This window comes from Nodosilinea sp. P-1105 (assembly GCF_012911975.1).
GTDB lineage: Bacteria > Cyanobacteriota > Cyanobacteriia > Phormidesmidales > Phormidesmidaceae > Nodosilinea.
This window is the reverse complement of sequence record NZ_SMDQ01000028.1, coordinates 31,097-46,776: the sequence shown is the minus strand read 5'-3', so window position 1 is coordinate 46,776 and position 15,680 is coordinate 31,097. Positions and strand designations below refer to the sequence as shown.

General features: G+C 56.0%; 12 protein-coding genes. 6 read left to right on the top strand and 6 right to left on the bottom strand.

The genetic code is table 11. From position 1 onward, the window contains the following. Positions 1-5: 5 nt before the first annotated feature. Both E1H13_RS13475 and E1H13_RS13470 read right to left on the bottom strand, forming a co-directional pair. Positions 6-785 carry a photosystem II S4 domain protein gene (locus tag E1H13_RS13475; RefSeq protein WP_169613933.1) on the bottom strand — a complete coding sequence of 260 codons (780 nt, stop codon included), beginning with the start codon at positions 783-785 and terminating at the stop codon, positions 6-8. 143 nt (positions 786-928) lie between these two features. Continuing rightward, on the bottom strand, positions 929-1,510 hold the full coding sequence (locus E1H13_RS13470; protein ID WP_169613932.1) for a helix-turn-helix transcriptional regulator: 582 nt from the start codon (positions 1,508-1,510) through the stop codon (positions 929-931). Positions 1,511-1,795: 285 nt separating this feature from the next. Between E1H13_RS13470 and E1H13_RS13465 the strand changes: the two genes are divergently transcribed. The 4 genes from E1H13_RS13465 (at position 1,796) to E1H13_RS13450 (ending at position 6,794) form a co-directional block, all read left to right on the top strand. Beyond that, a complete protein-coding gene (locus tag E1H13_RS13465; protein WP_169613931.1) occupies positions 1,796-2,701 on the top strand; it encodes a tetratricopeptide repeat protein in 906 nt (301 codons plus the stop codon). 9 nt (positions 2,702-2,710) lie between these two features. Further along, positions 2,711-3,226 (top strand): RidA family protein, encoded by a 516-nt coding sequence (locus tag E1H13_RS13460; protein WP_169613930.1) that lies wholly within the window; start codon positions 2,711-2,713, stop codon positions 3,224-3,226. An 80-nt stretch (positions 3,227-3,306) separates the two neighbouring features. Beyond that, the gene (recN, locus tag E1H13_RS13455; protein ID WP_169613929.1) at positions 3,307-5,100 is read left to right on the top strand and encodes a DNA repair protein RecN; all 1,794 of its coding nucleotides are present in this window, start codon (positions 3,307-3,309) and stop codon (positions 5,098-5,100) included. A gap of 104 nt (positions 5,101-5,204) precedes the next feature. Continuing rightward, on the top strand, positions 5,205-6,794 hold the full coding sequence (locus E1H13_RS13450; RefSeq protein WP_169613928.1) for a sodium:proton antiporter: 1,590 nt from the start codon (positions 5,205-5,207) through the stop codon (positions 6,792-6,794). 116 nt (positions 6,795-6,910) lie between these two features. On the opposite strand, the gene E1H13_RS13445 is transcribed toward E1H13_RS13450, so the two are convergent. The 4 genes from E1H13_RS13445 to E1H13_RS13430 form a co-directional block, all read right to left on the bottom strand. Beyond that, the gene (locus E1H13_RS13445; protein WP_169613927.1) at positions 6,911-7,774 is read right to left on the bottom strand and encodes a hypothetical protein; all 864 of its coding nucleotides are present in this window, start codon (positions 7,772-7,774) and stop codon (positions 6,911-6,913) included. Between the two features lie 118 nt (positions 7,775-7,892). Next, entirely contained in the window at positions 7,893-10,415 is a 2,523-nt protein-coding gene (locus E1H13_RS13440; protein ID WP_169613926.1) for a sigma 54-interacting transcriptional regulator, read from the bottom strand. Between the two features lie 133 nt (positions 10,416-10,548). Then, the gene (locus E1H13_RS13435) at positions 10,549-11,892 is read right to left on the bottom strand and encodes a TldD/PmbA family protein (RefSeq protein WP_169613925.1); all 1,344 of its coding nucleotides are present in this window, start codon (positions 11,890-11,892) and stop codon (positions 10,549-10,551) included. A 168-nt stretch (positions 11,893-12,060) separates the two neighbouring features. Next, the gene (locus E1H13_RS13430; RefSeq protein ID WP_169613924.1) at positions 12,061-13,545 is read right to left on the bottom strand and encodes a TldD/PmbA family protein; all 1,485 of its coding nucleotides are present in this window, start codon (positions 13,543-13,545) and stop codon (positions 12,061-12,063) included. Between the two features lie 230 nt (positions 13,546-13,775). Here E1H13_RS13430 and E1H13_RS13425 point away from each other — a divergent pair, with 230 nt between their 5' ends. After that, complete coding sequence (locus tag E1H13_RS13425) at positions 13,776-14,657, top strand: alpha/beta hydrolase (protein ID WP_240966618.1); 882 nt, start codon at positions 13,776-13,778, stop codon at positions 14,655-14,657. Between the two features lie 336 nt (positions 14,658-14,993). Then, positions 14,994-15,614, top strand: coding sequence for an exopolysaccharide biosynthesis protein (locus E1H13_RS13420; protein WP_169613923.1), 621 nt, complete (start codon positions 14,994-14,996; stop codon positions 15,612-15,614). Positions 15,615-15,680 lie beyond the last annotated feature (66 nt).

Sequence of the window (15,680 nt, the reverse complement as noted above, 5' to 3'; positions counted from 1 at the left end):
CGATCCTATAGGTACCGGGTGAGGTTAACCCGGTACCGTTCTTTTTTAGTGATGGCTACGTCGCCAATTTCCAACCGTCCCTTGCCGCGAATAGCCACCAGATCGCCAGCGGCTAGGGTGTGGCTGGGCTGGGTGACGGCCTGCCAATTGACCCGCACGTCACCGGCACCGATCAGATCGGCCATTTTGCTGCGGGACATGCCAAACCCAGCAGAGGCCACTGCATCCAGCCTTAAGGAGGCTTCCACAGTGGTCATTTCTTTCTTTTTGGGGGGGCGCACCCTGAGCTGGTCCCAGTCCAGAGGTTGGGTCTTAACCGGCACCGATCGCACCTGGGTCAGGGCCTGGGTAAAGAACTCCACCAGCTCTGGCACCACAATCGCCTGGGCTCCCCGTTCCCCCAGCACAATGATGTCACCCACCTTTTCGCGGACAATGCCGGTGCCCAGAATCGCCCCCAGAAAATCGCGATGGGTGGCAGGGTCAAACATAAAGTTGCCCGCCAGGTTGATCAGGGCCAGGGAAATCTGACTCTGGTCCAGGGGGAGATCGGTGCGGGCGATCGCCAACCGCTGCCGTTCTGCCTGGGGATAGCCTCCCCACGACAGGACATGAACATCCGTCAGGCGCTGAAAGATGGTCTCGGCTTCCACCCGTTCCGGTGGGGACAGAAAATCGGTGACCACCGTCTCCCAGGTGCGAATAGCTTGTTCGGCCTGGTCAAGCACCCGGGCTAGGCAGTCGCGATTGTCCACCGATTTCAGCAACTCTTCCTTAGGCAACATAGGCAGGGTTTCAAGAATAACAGTAGGGGCAAGGAGTAGCCTGTTAAGCACTAGCTTAAGCGATCGCGGCCTGCCCCAAGGGCAGGATTTGGGTATCGGAGACCGGGGTTTGGGTCCCTGGCAGCCGATACCCACTCCGCTGCCTAGTTAGCCATCAACTCGATTACCTCGCGGCGCTTAGCGTTAATGTTCTTGATATGGCGCTTGACCGTATTCACAGTGATGTAAAGGGCCTTGGCAATTTCGTCGTAGCTGCGGCTGGCGCGCCGCAGTAACCAAACATCCTTTTCCCGAGGGGTAAGGTTATACTGCACCGCTTCTAGCAGGGCCGACGTATAGAGCGAACGGGTTTGGTTTTCCAAGGAAATCAGCAAGTAGGTCTCTGAGGCAGAGGGTAAATCTAACCACTGCACCCGAGCCCGAATTTGATCGCCCCCCTGGGCAGTAAACTGCTGAGTTAGCACCAGGGAATGATCGGGAAACAAATCGCGACTCTCCAGCAGGTGTTTGCCCATCGCCCACAGACAGGGGGGCACCCCATGGCTATTAGGGCTAAGGTTAAGGCAGAGGGCACGGCCCTCCTGATTGCTGTGAATGCAGGATCCGTCTTCTGCAAGAATTAAGATCCCATCGGCGAATCCCTCTAATACAGCTTTGAGAAAAACATTATCAGAATGGGACAAGGTAGATTGCAGGGGCATTGAAAACATAACGGATGAACTCATAGTGACCATAGGACTACCTGGTTTTAAGCAGGAACGAGTTAGTGAGACGTCATCCGGGAACAACCACAGGTTTTGTGATAGGGAATACCTCAACTGCGAAGATGGGATCTCCGCACCTGAGGGACAGTTCTTTAATTGGCTAGCAACTAGATGGTCCGTTGACCACTGCCCTGGCCTAACACTAACAATCTCTTCATGTACATGAGGCCATGGTCTGGATAAACTTGAAAAAATTGTGTTCTTTTTTTATGGTTAAGGCCCTTTCATAGCGCTAAGCTGTGCCCTATGACAAACGCTCCTTTGATTAACACCAGCATTTCTTTGGCCCTGGGGCTGATCACCGGCCTGTCAGTGGCCTGTGTCCATGTCCCCGTTGCCCTGTCCGTTGATACCCCACCCGCTGAGGCCCAACCCGAGGCCGCAGAAGCAGCCCTAAATCAGGGGCTAGGGTTGATACAGCAGGGGCAAGTAGACGCGGCGATCGCCCAGTTTCAGCAGGCCGCCACTTTGGCTCCCAATTTGGCCGCCGCCCACTACAACCTGGGGTTGGCCCTACGCCAGAAAGGAGAACTACAGGAAGCCGCCTCGGCCTTTTGGCAGGCGATTCGAGCTGATCCCGACTTTGCCATGGCCTACGCCAACCTGGGAGGGGCCTTGATCGAAGGGAATAATCTCGATCAGGCCGAAGCGTACTTAAAGCGAGCTCTACAGATCCAACCCGATCTGGGTAACGCTTACTACAACCTAGGCCTGGTTTACCAGGGGCAAGAACGATTTGCCGACGCCCTAGCGGCGCTAGAGCGAGCCGGAGAGTATAGCCCTAGCGCCCCTGAATCCCATTTTCAACGGGGCATTATTTATCTGCAGCAAGGGCAAAACACAGAGGCGGAAGCGGCCTTAACCCAGGCACTAGAGATTCAGCCCCGCTACGCCGAGGCCCACTACAACTTGGGCATTGCCCGGTTTAACCAAGGCCAAACAGAATTAGCGCTGGATTCTTTTCGGATGGCAACCCAGCTCAATGGTAGTTACGCTGATGCTTACTATAGTGCTGGGCTAGCGTTTATTCAGCTAGAGCGATACGAGGAGGCCCGCCCTGTACTAGAGTACGCTAGAAGCCTCTACGCCACCATGGGTAACCGTGCCTGGGCCTCTAAGGCGCAAACCCACCTAAGAAACTTACCAGAGTAATCCATCATCATGGTTCGTCAGCGTGCATTTTCGGGCACCCCTTGGGAAGACAAAGTCGGCTACTGTCGAGCCTTGCGGGTTGGCCAGCAGGTGTTTGTCTCTGGTACAGTTCCCAGCGATGGCCAGGGGGGCACCTTTGCCCCAGGGGATGCCTACGCCCAGGCCCAGCGGTGCTTTGAGATTATTCAAGAGGCCCTAGAGGAGCTTGGCGCTGATTTAGACGATGTGGTCAGGACCCGAATTTATCTCACTGACTTAGGCTACTGGGATGATGTCGCCCAGGTGCATCAAGAACTGTTTGCCGATCATCCGCCAGTCAATACCACTGTCGAGATCCCCCGGTTGATGAATCCTGACATGCTAGTGGAAATTGAAGTAGAAGCCCTCTGTGAGAATGACAGCGTCTCGCCCCCCCAACCCCAAAGGTCAATCTTAGGGCGGCCCATCCAACCCACAACCTACCCACCCATGGGTACTTACCCACCCACCACCGCCCGAGATTTAGACGAGGGGTGTTTGGATTAGAGTGTTGTACCTAGTACTTCTTCTGCAGCGTATCTACAGCGGTTCCCATTAAAATACGTGGGTACTAAAACACTGCTCCTATGCTAACGGCCCTGCACATTGAGAACTTTGCTTTGATCGACCAGATCGATCTGCGGTTAGAGGCGGGGCTGAATGTGCTGACCGGAGAAACCGGAGCAGGCAAGTCGATTATCCTTGATGCCCTGGATGCGGTGCTGGGGGGTAAAGCTAGCCAGCGGTTGGTGCGATCGGGCAGCACCAAGGCACTGGTCGAGGCCGTGTTTGAGCTACCGCCAGACCTGTACCCCTGGTTGGCGACCCAGAACTTGCCCACCGTAGAAGGCCCTCTCACCCTGCGGCGGGAGTTGACCTTGAGTAAAACCTCTGTGCGCAGTCGTTCGTTTCTGAATGGCAACCCAGTTACAAAACTTCAACTGGAAGGCCTGCGACAGCGACTGGTGGAAATTACCGCCCAGGGGCAGACCGTTCAGTTGGGCTCTCCGGATTTGCAGCGGGAGTGGTTGGATGGCTTTGGGGGTGAGTCAGTATTGCAGCAGCGACAGCAGGTGGCTGTGGCCTATGGGGCAGCGACCCAGGCCAAACAAAAGCTGACGGCTCGGCGCCAGGCCGACCAAGAACGGCGCGACCAGCTTGACCTGCTACAGCTGCATCAGCGGGAGCTAGACCAGGCCAGCCTGGATGATCCCCAGGAGCTGGATCATCTGTTGCAAGAGCAGCAACGCCTGAACCACAGTGTGGAACTCCAGCAAAACAGCTACCAGGCGTATCAGATTTTGTACGAAACGGAGACTGGGGCGGGGGCCTGTGCTGACCTGTTGGGCCAGGCCGAGGGCATTTTGGTCGATATGGAACGTTATGACCAGGAGATTACCCCGATTTTGGCCTTGGTCAGTGAAGCCCTGACCCAGGTGGAAGAGGCGGGCCGAGCGATTAATGCCTATGGCGCTAGTGTTGAGGCCGACCCTGAGCGGTTAGAGCAGGTGGAAGAGCGGATTCGTACCCTGAAGGGTTTGGTGCGCAAGTATGGCCGCCCTCTGCCGGAGCTGATGGCCTACCGAGATCAGGTGCAGCAGTCCCTAGCGGAACTATCGGGGGAGGGGGAGTCGATCGCTGACCTAGAGGCCCAGTTGGCCCGCTGTCAGGCGGCCCTGGATGCCGCCTGTGCCACCCTGTCGCAGCTGCGGCGGGACGTGGCCCAGGACCTGGAAATTCGCTTGATTCACGAGCTCAAACCCCTGGCGATGGACCGGGTGCAATTTAAGGTGGATTTACGCCCGGTGGGGCCGACGGCCACTGGGGCCGATGCCATCCAGTTTATGTTTAGCCCCAACCCGGGTGAACCCCTACAGCCCCTAGCGGAGACCGCCTCCGGTGGAGAAATGAGCCGGTTCTTGCTGGCCCTGAAGGCCTGCTTTTCCCAGGTGGACCCGGTGGGTACCTTGGTGTTCGACGAAATTGATGTGGGGGTATCGGGGCGGGTGGCCCAGGCGATCGCCGAAAAGCTTTACCACCTGGGTCGTCAACATCAGGTGCTGTGCGTCACCCACCAACCGATGGTGGCGGCCATGGCTGATGCCCACTTCCGGGTGGGTAAGCAGGTGGTAGATAGTGGAGCGGTAGAGCCGTCGCGATCGCAACGAAGACAACAAGCCCAGGCTAGAAGTAAGCCGGCGGCTCCTGCTGATGCCGATCCCTCCGAGGCGATTCGCACCGTGGTCCGGGTGGCTCCCCTCTCCCTAGTAGAGCGGCGAGAAGAGTTGGCCCAGTTGGCGGGGGGAGAAACCCACCAGGAATCGTTATCGTTTGCAGAGGCGCTTTTATCCCAGGCGAACACGATTCGCAAAACCTTTTGAGGTGCCTTGGTTGGGCAAAATTGTTATCGCTTAAAGTTTGCACTCCAGCTGAGGATCGGTCATGATTCTCAACGGTGTTCTTATCAATCAGGATTAGCACCTTTATGGAACTACTGACCGTTGTTGAACCCGTCCTTGAAGATCCAAATATTGAGGCGAACCTGCGCCAGTTTTGCCTGGTGCTGTCGGTGTCGCTGGGGGTAGCCACCCTGTCCCGGGTGTTTAGTGTGCTACGCAATATTCCCTATACCCTGCTGCTGTTGCTAGTGGGGTTGGGCCTGGCGGTGCTGGATGTGCGATTGATTAACCTCTCTCCCCAGTTGATTCTGTTCATCTTTTTGCCGCCGCTGCTGTTTGAAGCCGCCTGGAACCTGCCCTGGAAGCGGCTGAAACAGTATGCCGTGCCGATTGTGCTCTACGCAATTGTCGGGGTGGTTATCTGTGTGGGCAGTCTGGTATTTGGTCTGCAAGCTTTTGCGGGAGCCTCCTTGGCCACGGCTCTGTTGGTGGGGGCTAGCCTATCAGCCACTGACCCCGTGTCGGTGGTGGCCCTATTTCGTGAGCTGGGGGTGGACAAAAAACTCACCACCATCATGGAAGGGGAAAGCCTGTTTAACGACGGGGTGGCTGTAGTGGCGTTTAACCTGCTGTTGGGTATTGCCCTGGGGCTTGAACAGTTTGACCTATCTGTGACCGTGGCTCGGTTTTTGGTGTTTGTGGGGGTGGGTATTAGCATTGGTGGGCTGATTGGCTTTGGCCTGTCGTTTTTGACCCAGCGATTTGACATTCCCCTAGTCGAGCAGTCGCTCACTCTGGTGTCGGCCTATGGTACCTACTTGGTGGCTGAAGAATTGGGGGGATCTGGGGTAATTGCTGTGGTCACCACTGGCCTGATTTTAGGTAACTTTGGCTCTCGTATTGGTATGAGCCCCCGCACCCGGCTGGTGGTATCGGAATTTTGGGAGTTTGTCTCGTTTTTTATCAACTCCATCGTGTTTTTGCTGATTGGCGACCAGGTGCAATTTCAGGGGTTATTGGATGAGTTAGACAAAATTTTGATCGCCATTGTGATTATGTTGGTTGCCCGGGCGGTGAGTGTCTTTGGCCTGGGGGCCTTTAGCAATGCGGTCACGGGTCCCAATATGGAGCTACCGCTAAAAGGACAGATTATTCTCTGGTGGGGTGGCCTGCGGGGATCGGTCTCCGTCGCCCTGGCCCTAAGTGTGCCAACAGTCTTGGCCGATCGTCAGGAAATTATTTCCATCGTGTTTGGGGTGATGCTGTTTACCTTGCTGGTCCAGGGGTTAACCACCAAGCCCCTGCTAGAGTATTTGGGTCTGCTGGGGGATCAGCCCTTGCGGCTAGAATACAGCCAGATGATCGCCCACCGAGTGGCCCTGAATCGAGTCATGCAGCGGCTGGAGGACATTAAGGCCAATCAAGAATTTGACCCTGAGTTTATCAGTTACCAAATGGCGCTAGTGGATGGCCAACTGAATGAGGTTAACGACAGGGTGACCAAACTGGAGCAGCAGCATACCGTCATCCGCGAATATGCCTCGGAGCAGCTGCGGGAAGAATTGCTGGCCATCGAAGTGGATACCTACGCCGAGTTTATTCGGGCCGGGCAGCTAAAGAATGAGCTAGCCCCCCTGCTGGTTAAGGTGTTGCCGGAGGGTGAGGCTCGGGGGTAGGGGTGAAGAAATTTTGGATTTTGGATTTTGGATTCGTAGCGTGGGTTAGGCGGTCGGGGTTAGGGCGATCGCTAGGTCACTTAACTGCCGCCGTAACCCACGGCTGAGGGATGAATCTACGACGTCGAATCCATTAGCCAGTTCTGGGGGATCACTTGTTCTTGCAGGGCCTCATTTTCTAGCTTTAGGACGATCGCTTGCTGCCTCAGGCGATCGCGCTCGGCGGCGATTTCTTGACAGCGATATTTGAGACTGGTCTGCTGGCGAAACTGGTAGCTTAGCTCGTCGGTGAGTTCGTCGATTTTTTGTTTTTGGGCTTCCACGATGGCCCGCAGGGCAATGGGGTCATCGGCGATCGCCGTTAGGGCCGGTTCTGGTTGATGCCCATCAGGGGTGGGGCTGTGGAAACTAGTCTCTAGAGGGGGCCCCTGGTTGACTTGAGCGTGCAGGCGAGCAAAGGTCACCTGATATTTGGTCAGGGTACTGTCTAGCTGTTGGATGTGCTGCTGGGCGGCCTGTAACTGGCTGCTGAGGCTGACCGTCAGCGCCCGGACAATCATCACCTCTGAATTCAAGTCCTGCTCTTGATCAGGAGTGAAACTGATGGAAAGGGTTTGGTAGTGATTTTTCAACCGCACCAGGTAGTCTTGTACTTCCGCCTGGCTTTGGTAAATTCTGACCCGCAGCCGTTCTAGCTCTAACTGTTGATCGGTGACCAGGGCTCTGACCTCAACCAGGAGTTGGCTGACCATCTGTTGCTGCCACTGGTCCTTGCCCTGCAATTGTCGCTGTAGGTTAATAATGATCTTTTGCTGCACGTTGGCATATTCTTCCGTCTGGGCCAAGTGAGCTTGCAGCATTTGGTGATTAGCCACCTGCTGCTGCATCTCTTCCAGCGTCTCCATAGCCTGGTCCAGGGCATGCTGTAGTAAACAGACCCGTTGAACAAGCTTAAAGTCCAGCGAACTATCCTGGAGCATGGGACAACCAGTGAAGATTAATTCAGGCGGTGGTGGTAATCTAACAGACTCAGACGCCAAGACAATGTTGGCTGAGGTCCCAAATGTAGGTGCTTGGTGAAAACTTTACATACTGGTTCTAAAGCCCGACCACAATCCACCATAGGCTGGCCCCCAGCAACACGGTACAACTGTGATTAGCCAGCCGATAGACCAGGGGTTGGCGGGCAATTTTCTGGGTCAGCCAAATTGATAACCCGATGCCCATAAGCAGGGTCACCCCCTGTAGAAAGGCTACCACTGCGGGGTGGGCCACCCAAACCGGCAGATTTGCCCCTGATGCCCCAAAGGTGGCCAAAGAGACTGGCAAAACCCGTCCTCCCTCCAATAGACCTAGGCGGAGATAGTGGGCTAGGTTGGCCGCCCACACCAGAGGTAGATAGCCATAGGCCAGTTTGACAAAGGAGTGGGGTTGGGACCGCGATCGCCCTTGCTGCCAGAGCCAGCCCACTGCTTCCACCGTTAGGGGCAGCAGGGCCGGTAGGGCCAAGATACCGAAGGACACCAGGCTGTGGTGGAGGGCCGTATCTAGAGGGAGCTGCAGGTGCAGGCGCTGCTGCAGCTCGGGCAAGCGACGCAGGTACACGGCTCCCAACAGCAGAAACATTAAGGCGATTTCATAGGAGCGGGGCTGGTGGGTGGTCCACAGTTCAATACCGGGGGGGCGTAGGTTAAACTCTACCGAACGATGGGGGCAGGCTTTGAGGCAGGTCATACAGAGCACACAGTCGCGGTTATCTTCCAACTGGGCCGGATGGGAGTAGAGGGGACAGCCATTGGTTTCCTGGCCTTCTCCTTTTTGGGGACCGCCCTTATAGCATTGATAGGTGGTACATTCGGCGGAGCAGGTACCCTGCTGGGCTCGCAACTCGGTGATCGAGAGCTTGGCAAACATGCCATTCATGCCGCCGATGGGGCACAGGTAACGACACCAAAATCGCCGCTCAAACAGGGCCGAGAAAATCATCGCCCCGGCGGTAATCAGGAGTAGCAGACAGGCGGATAGGTAGGCGGTATTTTCTAAATCCCACACCTCTTCCCACACCAGAATCAGCACAAATAGACCAAATAAGAACCAGCCTCCCCAGCGTTCTGCCGCTCGTCGGGGCCAGGGTTTAAGCTGTCCGGGAAACCATCGCTGGCGTAGTTTTTGAGTCACCTCCCCGTAGATCATAAACGGGCAAACAGCACACCACAGCCGCCCCACAAAGGGGAATCCCACCAAGATCAGGGGCCACCACCAGGCCCAAAACACCGTCAAGGCCACATTCTGGTGGCGGGTCTGGGGCCCCACCCACAGCACGCCCACCACCAGCGCAAACAGAGTCAGGGTGATTCCATAATTGAGCCGATCGGGCCACCAGGGGCTACGCAGAAACCGCCGCAGACCAGGGTAGCGATTCAGCAGGTTCAACCGAAACTGCTTTTTCTTACTTTGGGATGGCCAGATAATTTCCTCGGTGATCAGGCCGCCGCCAGCCATTTGGGCGGTAGCGCGCTCCACCAGGTTTTCCAGTTCTCGCAGGTTGTTGGGAAAGTCATAGGATTGTAACCGGCGAATCGCCTCTGGGGTCACCTGGATGCGGTCGATGCCCCGACGCCGACAAATCAGCGACAGGTAGTAATTGACCCAGTCTTCTAAATCAGCCTTGCGGACCCGCAAGGGGGGTACCTTGATGGTGTCGCTGACTAGATTATCAAGGGCTGGTACGGCCTGTTCTGAAATTAAAATAATCCGGGCCTGGGCCTTTACGGGTGGGACGGTGGTGCCATTGCGTCCTACCGGCTGGTACTCCCGGTCTCTTAGCAATCGAACGATTGGGTCTATCAGGTCTTCATCCAGTTCGCCAGGGTTGTTTAGCACCAGGGTTCCCTGCCCCAGGGCTTCGATCAGACCGGGTTTGCCTCCGGCTCGACCAAATAGGTCAGCTCCGCTAGCCTGGAGCTTGGAACAGTCGAGTTTGATGATCGGTTGGCGGCGCTGCTCCGAGCCGTAATGGATCAAGGCGGCCAGGTTATCTTTTTCCAGCCCTGGTTCTCCAAAAATCCGAACCGGACGACGATGGTGGCCCGCTTCCCGCAGCTGCGATCGCAGTCGATCCCCATAGCGACTGCGGCCAATCACCCCCCGCTTGGCCCGGGTGACCAGGTAAGGGCGCAGCACAGTCTGACGCTCTTGTTCATAGTTGACCTGAAACGACAGCCGTTTGACGGTTTCCACCAGCTGGCGGGTAAAGGTCTGCAAAATATCTGGATGGGTGTCTAAGATCTGCTGGACGCGATCGCGGCCAATGAACCAGACTGTACTATCGCAGAGGGCATGGATAGTTTGTTCCACCGGCTGACTCAGCAGCAGGGCTTCTAAGTTAATCACCGTACCCGGCAAGAAACTCACTCCCCCCATACCGGTTTCCACAGTTTCCAGCTTGCCCTCCCAGAGGATATACAACCCGGCTGGCTCCTGCCCGGCTTCTACTATCATCTCCTGGGGCGCAATGGAGCAGGTCTCCATGCTGTCAGCGATCGCGCTCAAGCTCTCAGGGCTCAAGACACTCAGGGGGGTGCGCTCCTGTAAAAACGTGACGCGTTCCGATACAGTCATGGCAGTTCCCTATTGCAAGCCGATGTAGCCCTATGATGACTGTAAATGACCTGTGGGTGCCGTTGGCATTACTCAGCTTAATCATTGCCGCTGCTGTTGCCTTCAGCCGGGCCAAATAATCCGGCCCATCATTCTAGCCATCCCCTGTGATTGACAGGTTCTCGACCCAAATACGAGGGCAGAGGCCACCGGGGGTAATCTCTACCTCCGGTTCCACATGGGCGATCGCCTTGAGTAGATCCCGAAAATCACCAGCCACCGTCGCCGACTCAATGCTGACCCGCTCACCTTGGTTCACCAGCCAACCATCAAAGGGGAGGGAGAACGATCCTTGCAGGGCATTCACCCCGGCATGCAGCGCCTGGAGTTCATCAATAAAGATCACCTGATCGGCGGTGTCAAGGCTAAAGTCAGCGTTAGCCGCCTCCCCTGGCAGCACATGGTAAAAGCTGGGACCAACGGAAACCTTAGCCCCAATGCTGGCGTGACCCGTGGGGGACGCTCCCATCCGCTTGGCAGTACCGGCACTGTGTAGAAACTGAGTCAGTATCCCCTGTTCAATCAAGGCTACCCGCCGGGTAGGAGTCCCTTCTCCGTCAAAGGTTTCGGCACTGACATTTTCCGGGTGTAGGGCATCGTCATAGACCGACAGCAGTGGCGACGCCACCGTGCTACCTAGGGAATCTGGGGTCGACAGGCTACGCTTATCTAAAATGCTCTGGGCGTTGTACAGGTTGGAGAAAGCCCCCAATAGACTAAGAAACGCCTCCCCAGAAAACACCACCCGGTACTTGCCAGATTTAACTTTGGCGTAGTTCAGATGGCTGATGGTTTTCTCAGTCGCTTCCTGCAAGCAGCCTTGCAAATCCAGCCGCGACAGCCCCCGATCGACCCGGATCGCTCCAGCTGATCGGGGTTTGCGGCCCTCTTCTTCGGTTTTGGTGTATAGGTATAGCGACGCATAGGAGCGGGCCTCATGGCGCAGAGCCCCAGCGCTATTGATGTAGAACCGATTAATATCCCGTTGGGCCAGACCATTGTAAGGCACACTGGCGATCGCCGGGTGGGCATCTAACAGCTGCTTTTCCAAATTGACCAGCGTGCTGACCAAATCGCCCACGGGCACAGGGGGCACTTGCTCTACGGGCACCTCAGCCGTCGGGGCTGTGGCTTCGGGGCTAAAGTCGGGAATATGCTCAGCCACCCCAAAGGCACTGGCCTCCTGGGCGGTTTCTAGGGCCAGAGTCATACCAGTGGGGTCCACATCACTGGTGGAGGTTACCCCGACCTTACCGTCACCGTTCCATACCCGCACGATCACACTGGAACGGTTAGAGGCCTTGACCTGCTTGGGATCACCCTTGTCAACCTGAACACTGGTTTCATCCACGGAAGACCCGTAAACGTCGTATTTGGCAATTCCGAGCTTTTTGGCACTGGTTTCGGCGTAGGTGGCGATGTCTTGGATAGTAGGCATGGGGGATGGGTGGGGGAGGTGGGGAGGTGAAGGGGTGGGGAGGTGGGGGAGGTGGGGAGGTGAAGGTGTCAGGTGAGCGGTGAACAGTAAAAGGTAAACTGTGCTAACCGTAGACGGCAAACTGTAAACCTGATACCCGATATCTAACACCTGCTACCTGATACCCATCTACCGACCACCGACGGTGATCGAGTCCACCTTCAGGTGGGGCTGGCCGACGGTGACGTAAACACTGCCGCTAATGGAGCCACAGAACCCAGCGGCTAGGCCTAGATCATTGGAGCACATGGAAATTTTGTCCATGATCTCGGTGGCTTCGCCGATTAGGGTGGCTCCTTTCAGGGGCTTGGTGAGCTTGCCGTTTTCAATTAAGTAGGCTTCGTCCACGGCAAAATTAAACTGCCCAGTGGCCCCGACGCTGCCGCCGCCCATTTTCTTGCAGTAGATCCCTTTATCAATGGAGCCAAAGAGCTCGTCCAGGGAATAGTCTCCGGGGGCGATGTAGGTATTGCGCATGCGGGAGGCGGCGGCATAGGTATAGCCCTGACGGCGACCGCTGCCGGTGCGGGGGTGGCCGGTGCGCATGGACCCAGCTCGGTCAGAAAGGAAGTTCTTGAGCACTCCATTTTCAATCAGCAGGGTGCGCTGGGCAGGCATGCCCTCGTCATCCATGTCAATGGTGCCAAAGGCGTCGGGCGACAGCCCTTCGTCCCAGGCGGTTAGGTTCTCATGGGCGATTTTCTCGCCTTTTTTGTTGATAAAGGGGGTGGTACCCCGTTCAATTTGGGTGGTTTCCAGCAGGTGGCCGCAAGCTTCGTGGAAGATCACCCCTCCGAACTTATTGGCCATCACCACGGGATAGCTACCCGATTCCACATAATCGGCGTAGAGCATTTTGCCCGCTGACTCAGCCACAGTCTCAGCAATGCTCTGGTAGTCCCAACTGCGCAGGAATCCGGGGTTGCTGGTATCCCCCGATCGCTGACCAATGGAGGAGCGATGCTCGCCATCGGCACAGAGCAGGTTATACCCAACGGACTGGGTAAGACGAATATCGCGGGCAAAGGTGCCATCGCTGGCCGCCACCAACACCTCTTGCCAATCCCGGAAATAGGCAGCCCGACGAGACTGCACATGGTCTGCGGTTTGGGCCAAAGCATTGTTGGCGGCCAGCAGCACATCCCCCATTTCTTGCATAGGACTGCACTGGGCTAGCCAGTTGTCTTTACCCCGGACACTGGCATAGTCCCGCATTAACTCTAGGTTGATCTCTGCGATGTTGGTGGCGGGGCCGGGCAACGTTAGCCCCATGATCGACAGGGCTTTGTCTAGGGCGACCTTGAGGCCCGCAAACGAGAGATCATTAGTGCTGACGTAGCAGTCAGCTTTGCCTAAAAACACCCGTACCCCGGCTCCGGTGATAATCCGGGGAGAAAGGCTGCTAATGATATCGTCTTCTGCCTGACAGCTAATGAAGTTGCTGCGCTCCAGGAAAAATTCGATGAAGTCAGCGCCAGCGGCCCGTCCTAGCCCTAGCAATGTCGCTAGGGTCGCTTCCCAGCTCTGGTCGAAGCGATCGCGGGGAGCAGAGTAGTCCCTAACCAGTAAATCATTGGTCTTAAGCAGGGGAGCGGGGGAGGTGGCAACCGTCATACCAATCAATCCTTACGGGGTGAAAGTTGTGGCGAATTCATCTGAGTATTCAGTGTAACAAACCTTCACGGGTCTACCCAGGGTGGTTATTCCCCTCCTGGAAAAACCGTCACAACCGCCGGTAACCCTATGAACGTGATCCCCGATAATATAAAGATAAGTTTCGTACCCCGTCCAGCTCACCGTTGAGGGCTGGCCTTTATCTATTTATATTGAATTGATCCGTGTCTATGCCCATGCTTAAACTTTTGATTGGCTGTCTGGGCATATCTGGGCTGATTTATTTAGCCCTGTGTGGGTGGCTTTGGCAAAGACAGCGATGGCTCATGTATTTGCCGACCCTGGCGATAGAGGCTACCCCAGATGCTGTTGGCTTGTTCTATGAAGAGGTATGGATTTCAGTCACCTCTGATCAGCCAGGGGATCAACCAGGAACGCTTCATGGCTGGTGGATTCCCAGCGAACAGCCCCAGTCCCTGACGTTTTTATACCTGCACGGCAATGCCGGTAACATCTCGACGAGTTTTAATCTGGATCGAATCCGGCATCTGCATGCCCTGGGGGCCGCCGTTTTGATGGTGGATTATCGCGGCTATGGGCTAAGCTCAAGCCCGTTTCCCAATGAAGCCCGGTTTTACGAAGATGCCCAAGCCGCCTATCAGTTCCTGCACCAGCAAAAAGGGGTAGACCCCAGGCATTTGGTGCTTTATGGTCACTCCCTAGGCGGTGCGATCGCCATTCAACTCGCCAGCCATAGGCCCCAGTTGGCCGGGTTAGTGGTGGAAAGCTCTTTTACTTCCATGGAGGCGATGGCTACCCGGTCTGGGTATAACCGATTGTTTCCTGTGCGTTGGCTACTGACTCAATCCTTCCCCTCTATCACTCGGGTGCAGCAGTTGCAGGTGCCAGTGTTCTATCTGCATGGCTTGGCGGATTTGTCGGTACCTGCTGAAATGAGCCAATACCTCTATGAGGCCACCGCCTCTTCCAGAGATTTATGGCTGGTGCCCAATGCTGACCACAACGACATTGCGATCTTAGCGGGAGACGAGTTTGAACAGCGCCTGAGCCAATTTTTAAGCGACCATGTCCTAGTCAACCAAGCAGGCTGAGCGGGTTCCAACTAAAGACTGAGCTGGAGTCTCACCGCGACCGGCCCCACGGACCCAGTTCGCGTCCTGGAAGCAGAACCCCACGGCCAAGGCCATGCCGTCAAGCTTGCAAAGTTGCGGTAAACTCTTGCCGATAGATGGGGTTGCACCAGGCTTAGTCCTGTAAGCTGAGACTATTACTTCTATAATCAAGTCCAGCTCGGGATCTAGAGTTTTCCCACAGGCAGAGCTCCAGGTCTAGACTTGGCTTTAGTTTATTTCCCAAGGCGTAGATCCTACGCGCCAACTTGGGGATTATTTTTTACTCTCTATTTATTTGGGTCTATAGGCACCTCTATGGCGCGACTGTCTACAGAGCTAAACCGCTATTTTTTTCAAGAGGTGACGGCTCCTAAAGTCACCCTAAAAGAAATTCTGGTGCTGGCCGGGGAGCGCACCTTTGGGGTGCTGTTTGTACTGCTGGCCCTACCCTCGGCCCTGCCGGTACCGGCCCCTGGCTATTCCATCCCCTTTGGCATTGTCATGTTTTGGTTGGCGGTGCAACTCATTGTTGGCCGCACCCGTCCCTGGGTACCCGAGGGCTGGAAAGCCAAGCAGTTTGACCTGCTGACCGTCCAGAAATTTGTCAAGGCAGGCACCCCCTGGCTACGGCGGTTGGAGACCGTGGCTCGTCCCCGCATGACCTATGTCTGTACTAGCTTGCCCGGGCGAGTGGTGATTGGGGTGGCGATCGCCCTGATGGCCATCTGCATGATGCTACCCATTCCCCTGACCAACACCCTGCCAGCCATTGGTATTTTTGTCACGGGCTTTGGGCTGCTCGATGACGATGGCGCTATTAGTTTAGGGGGGCTGGTGTTATGTGTCTGTGGCGGCATTTTGACCCTGCTGATTCTGGTGTTTGGCTATGAGGCCGTTAAAGCCGGGCTGAGCCTGCTGCAGGGAGGAGGGATGTAGGGAGGGGAGAGGGAAGAGGGAAGAACGAAGAGGGAAAAATTCAAAGTTCAAAGTTCAAAATGGGAG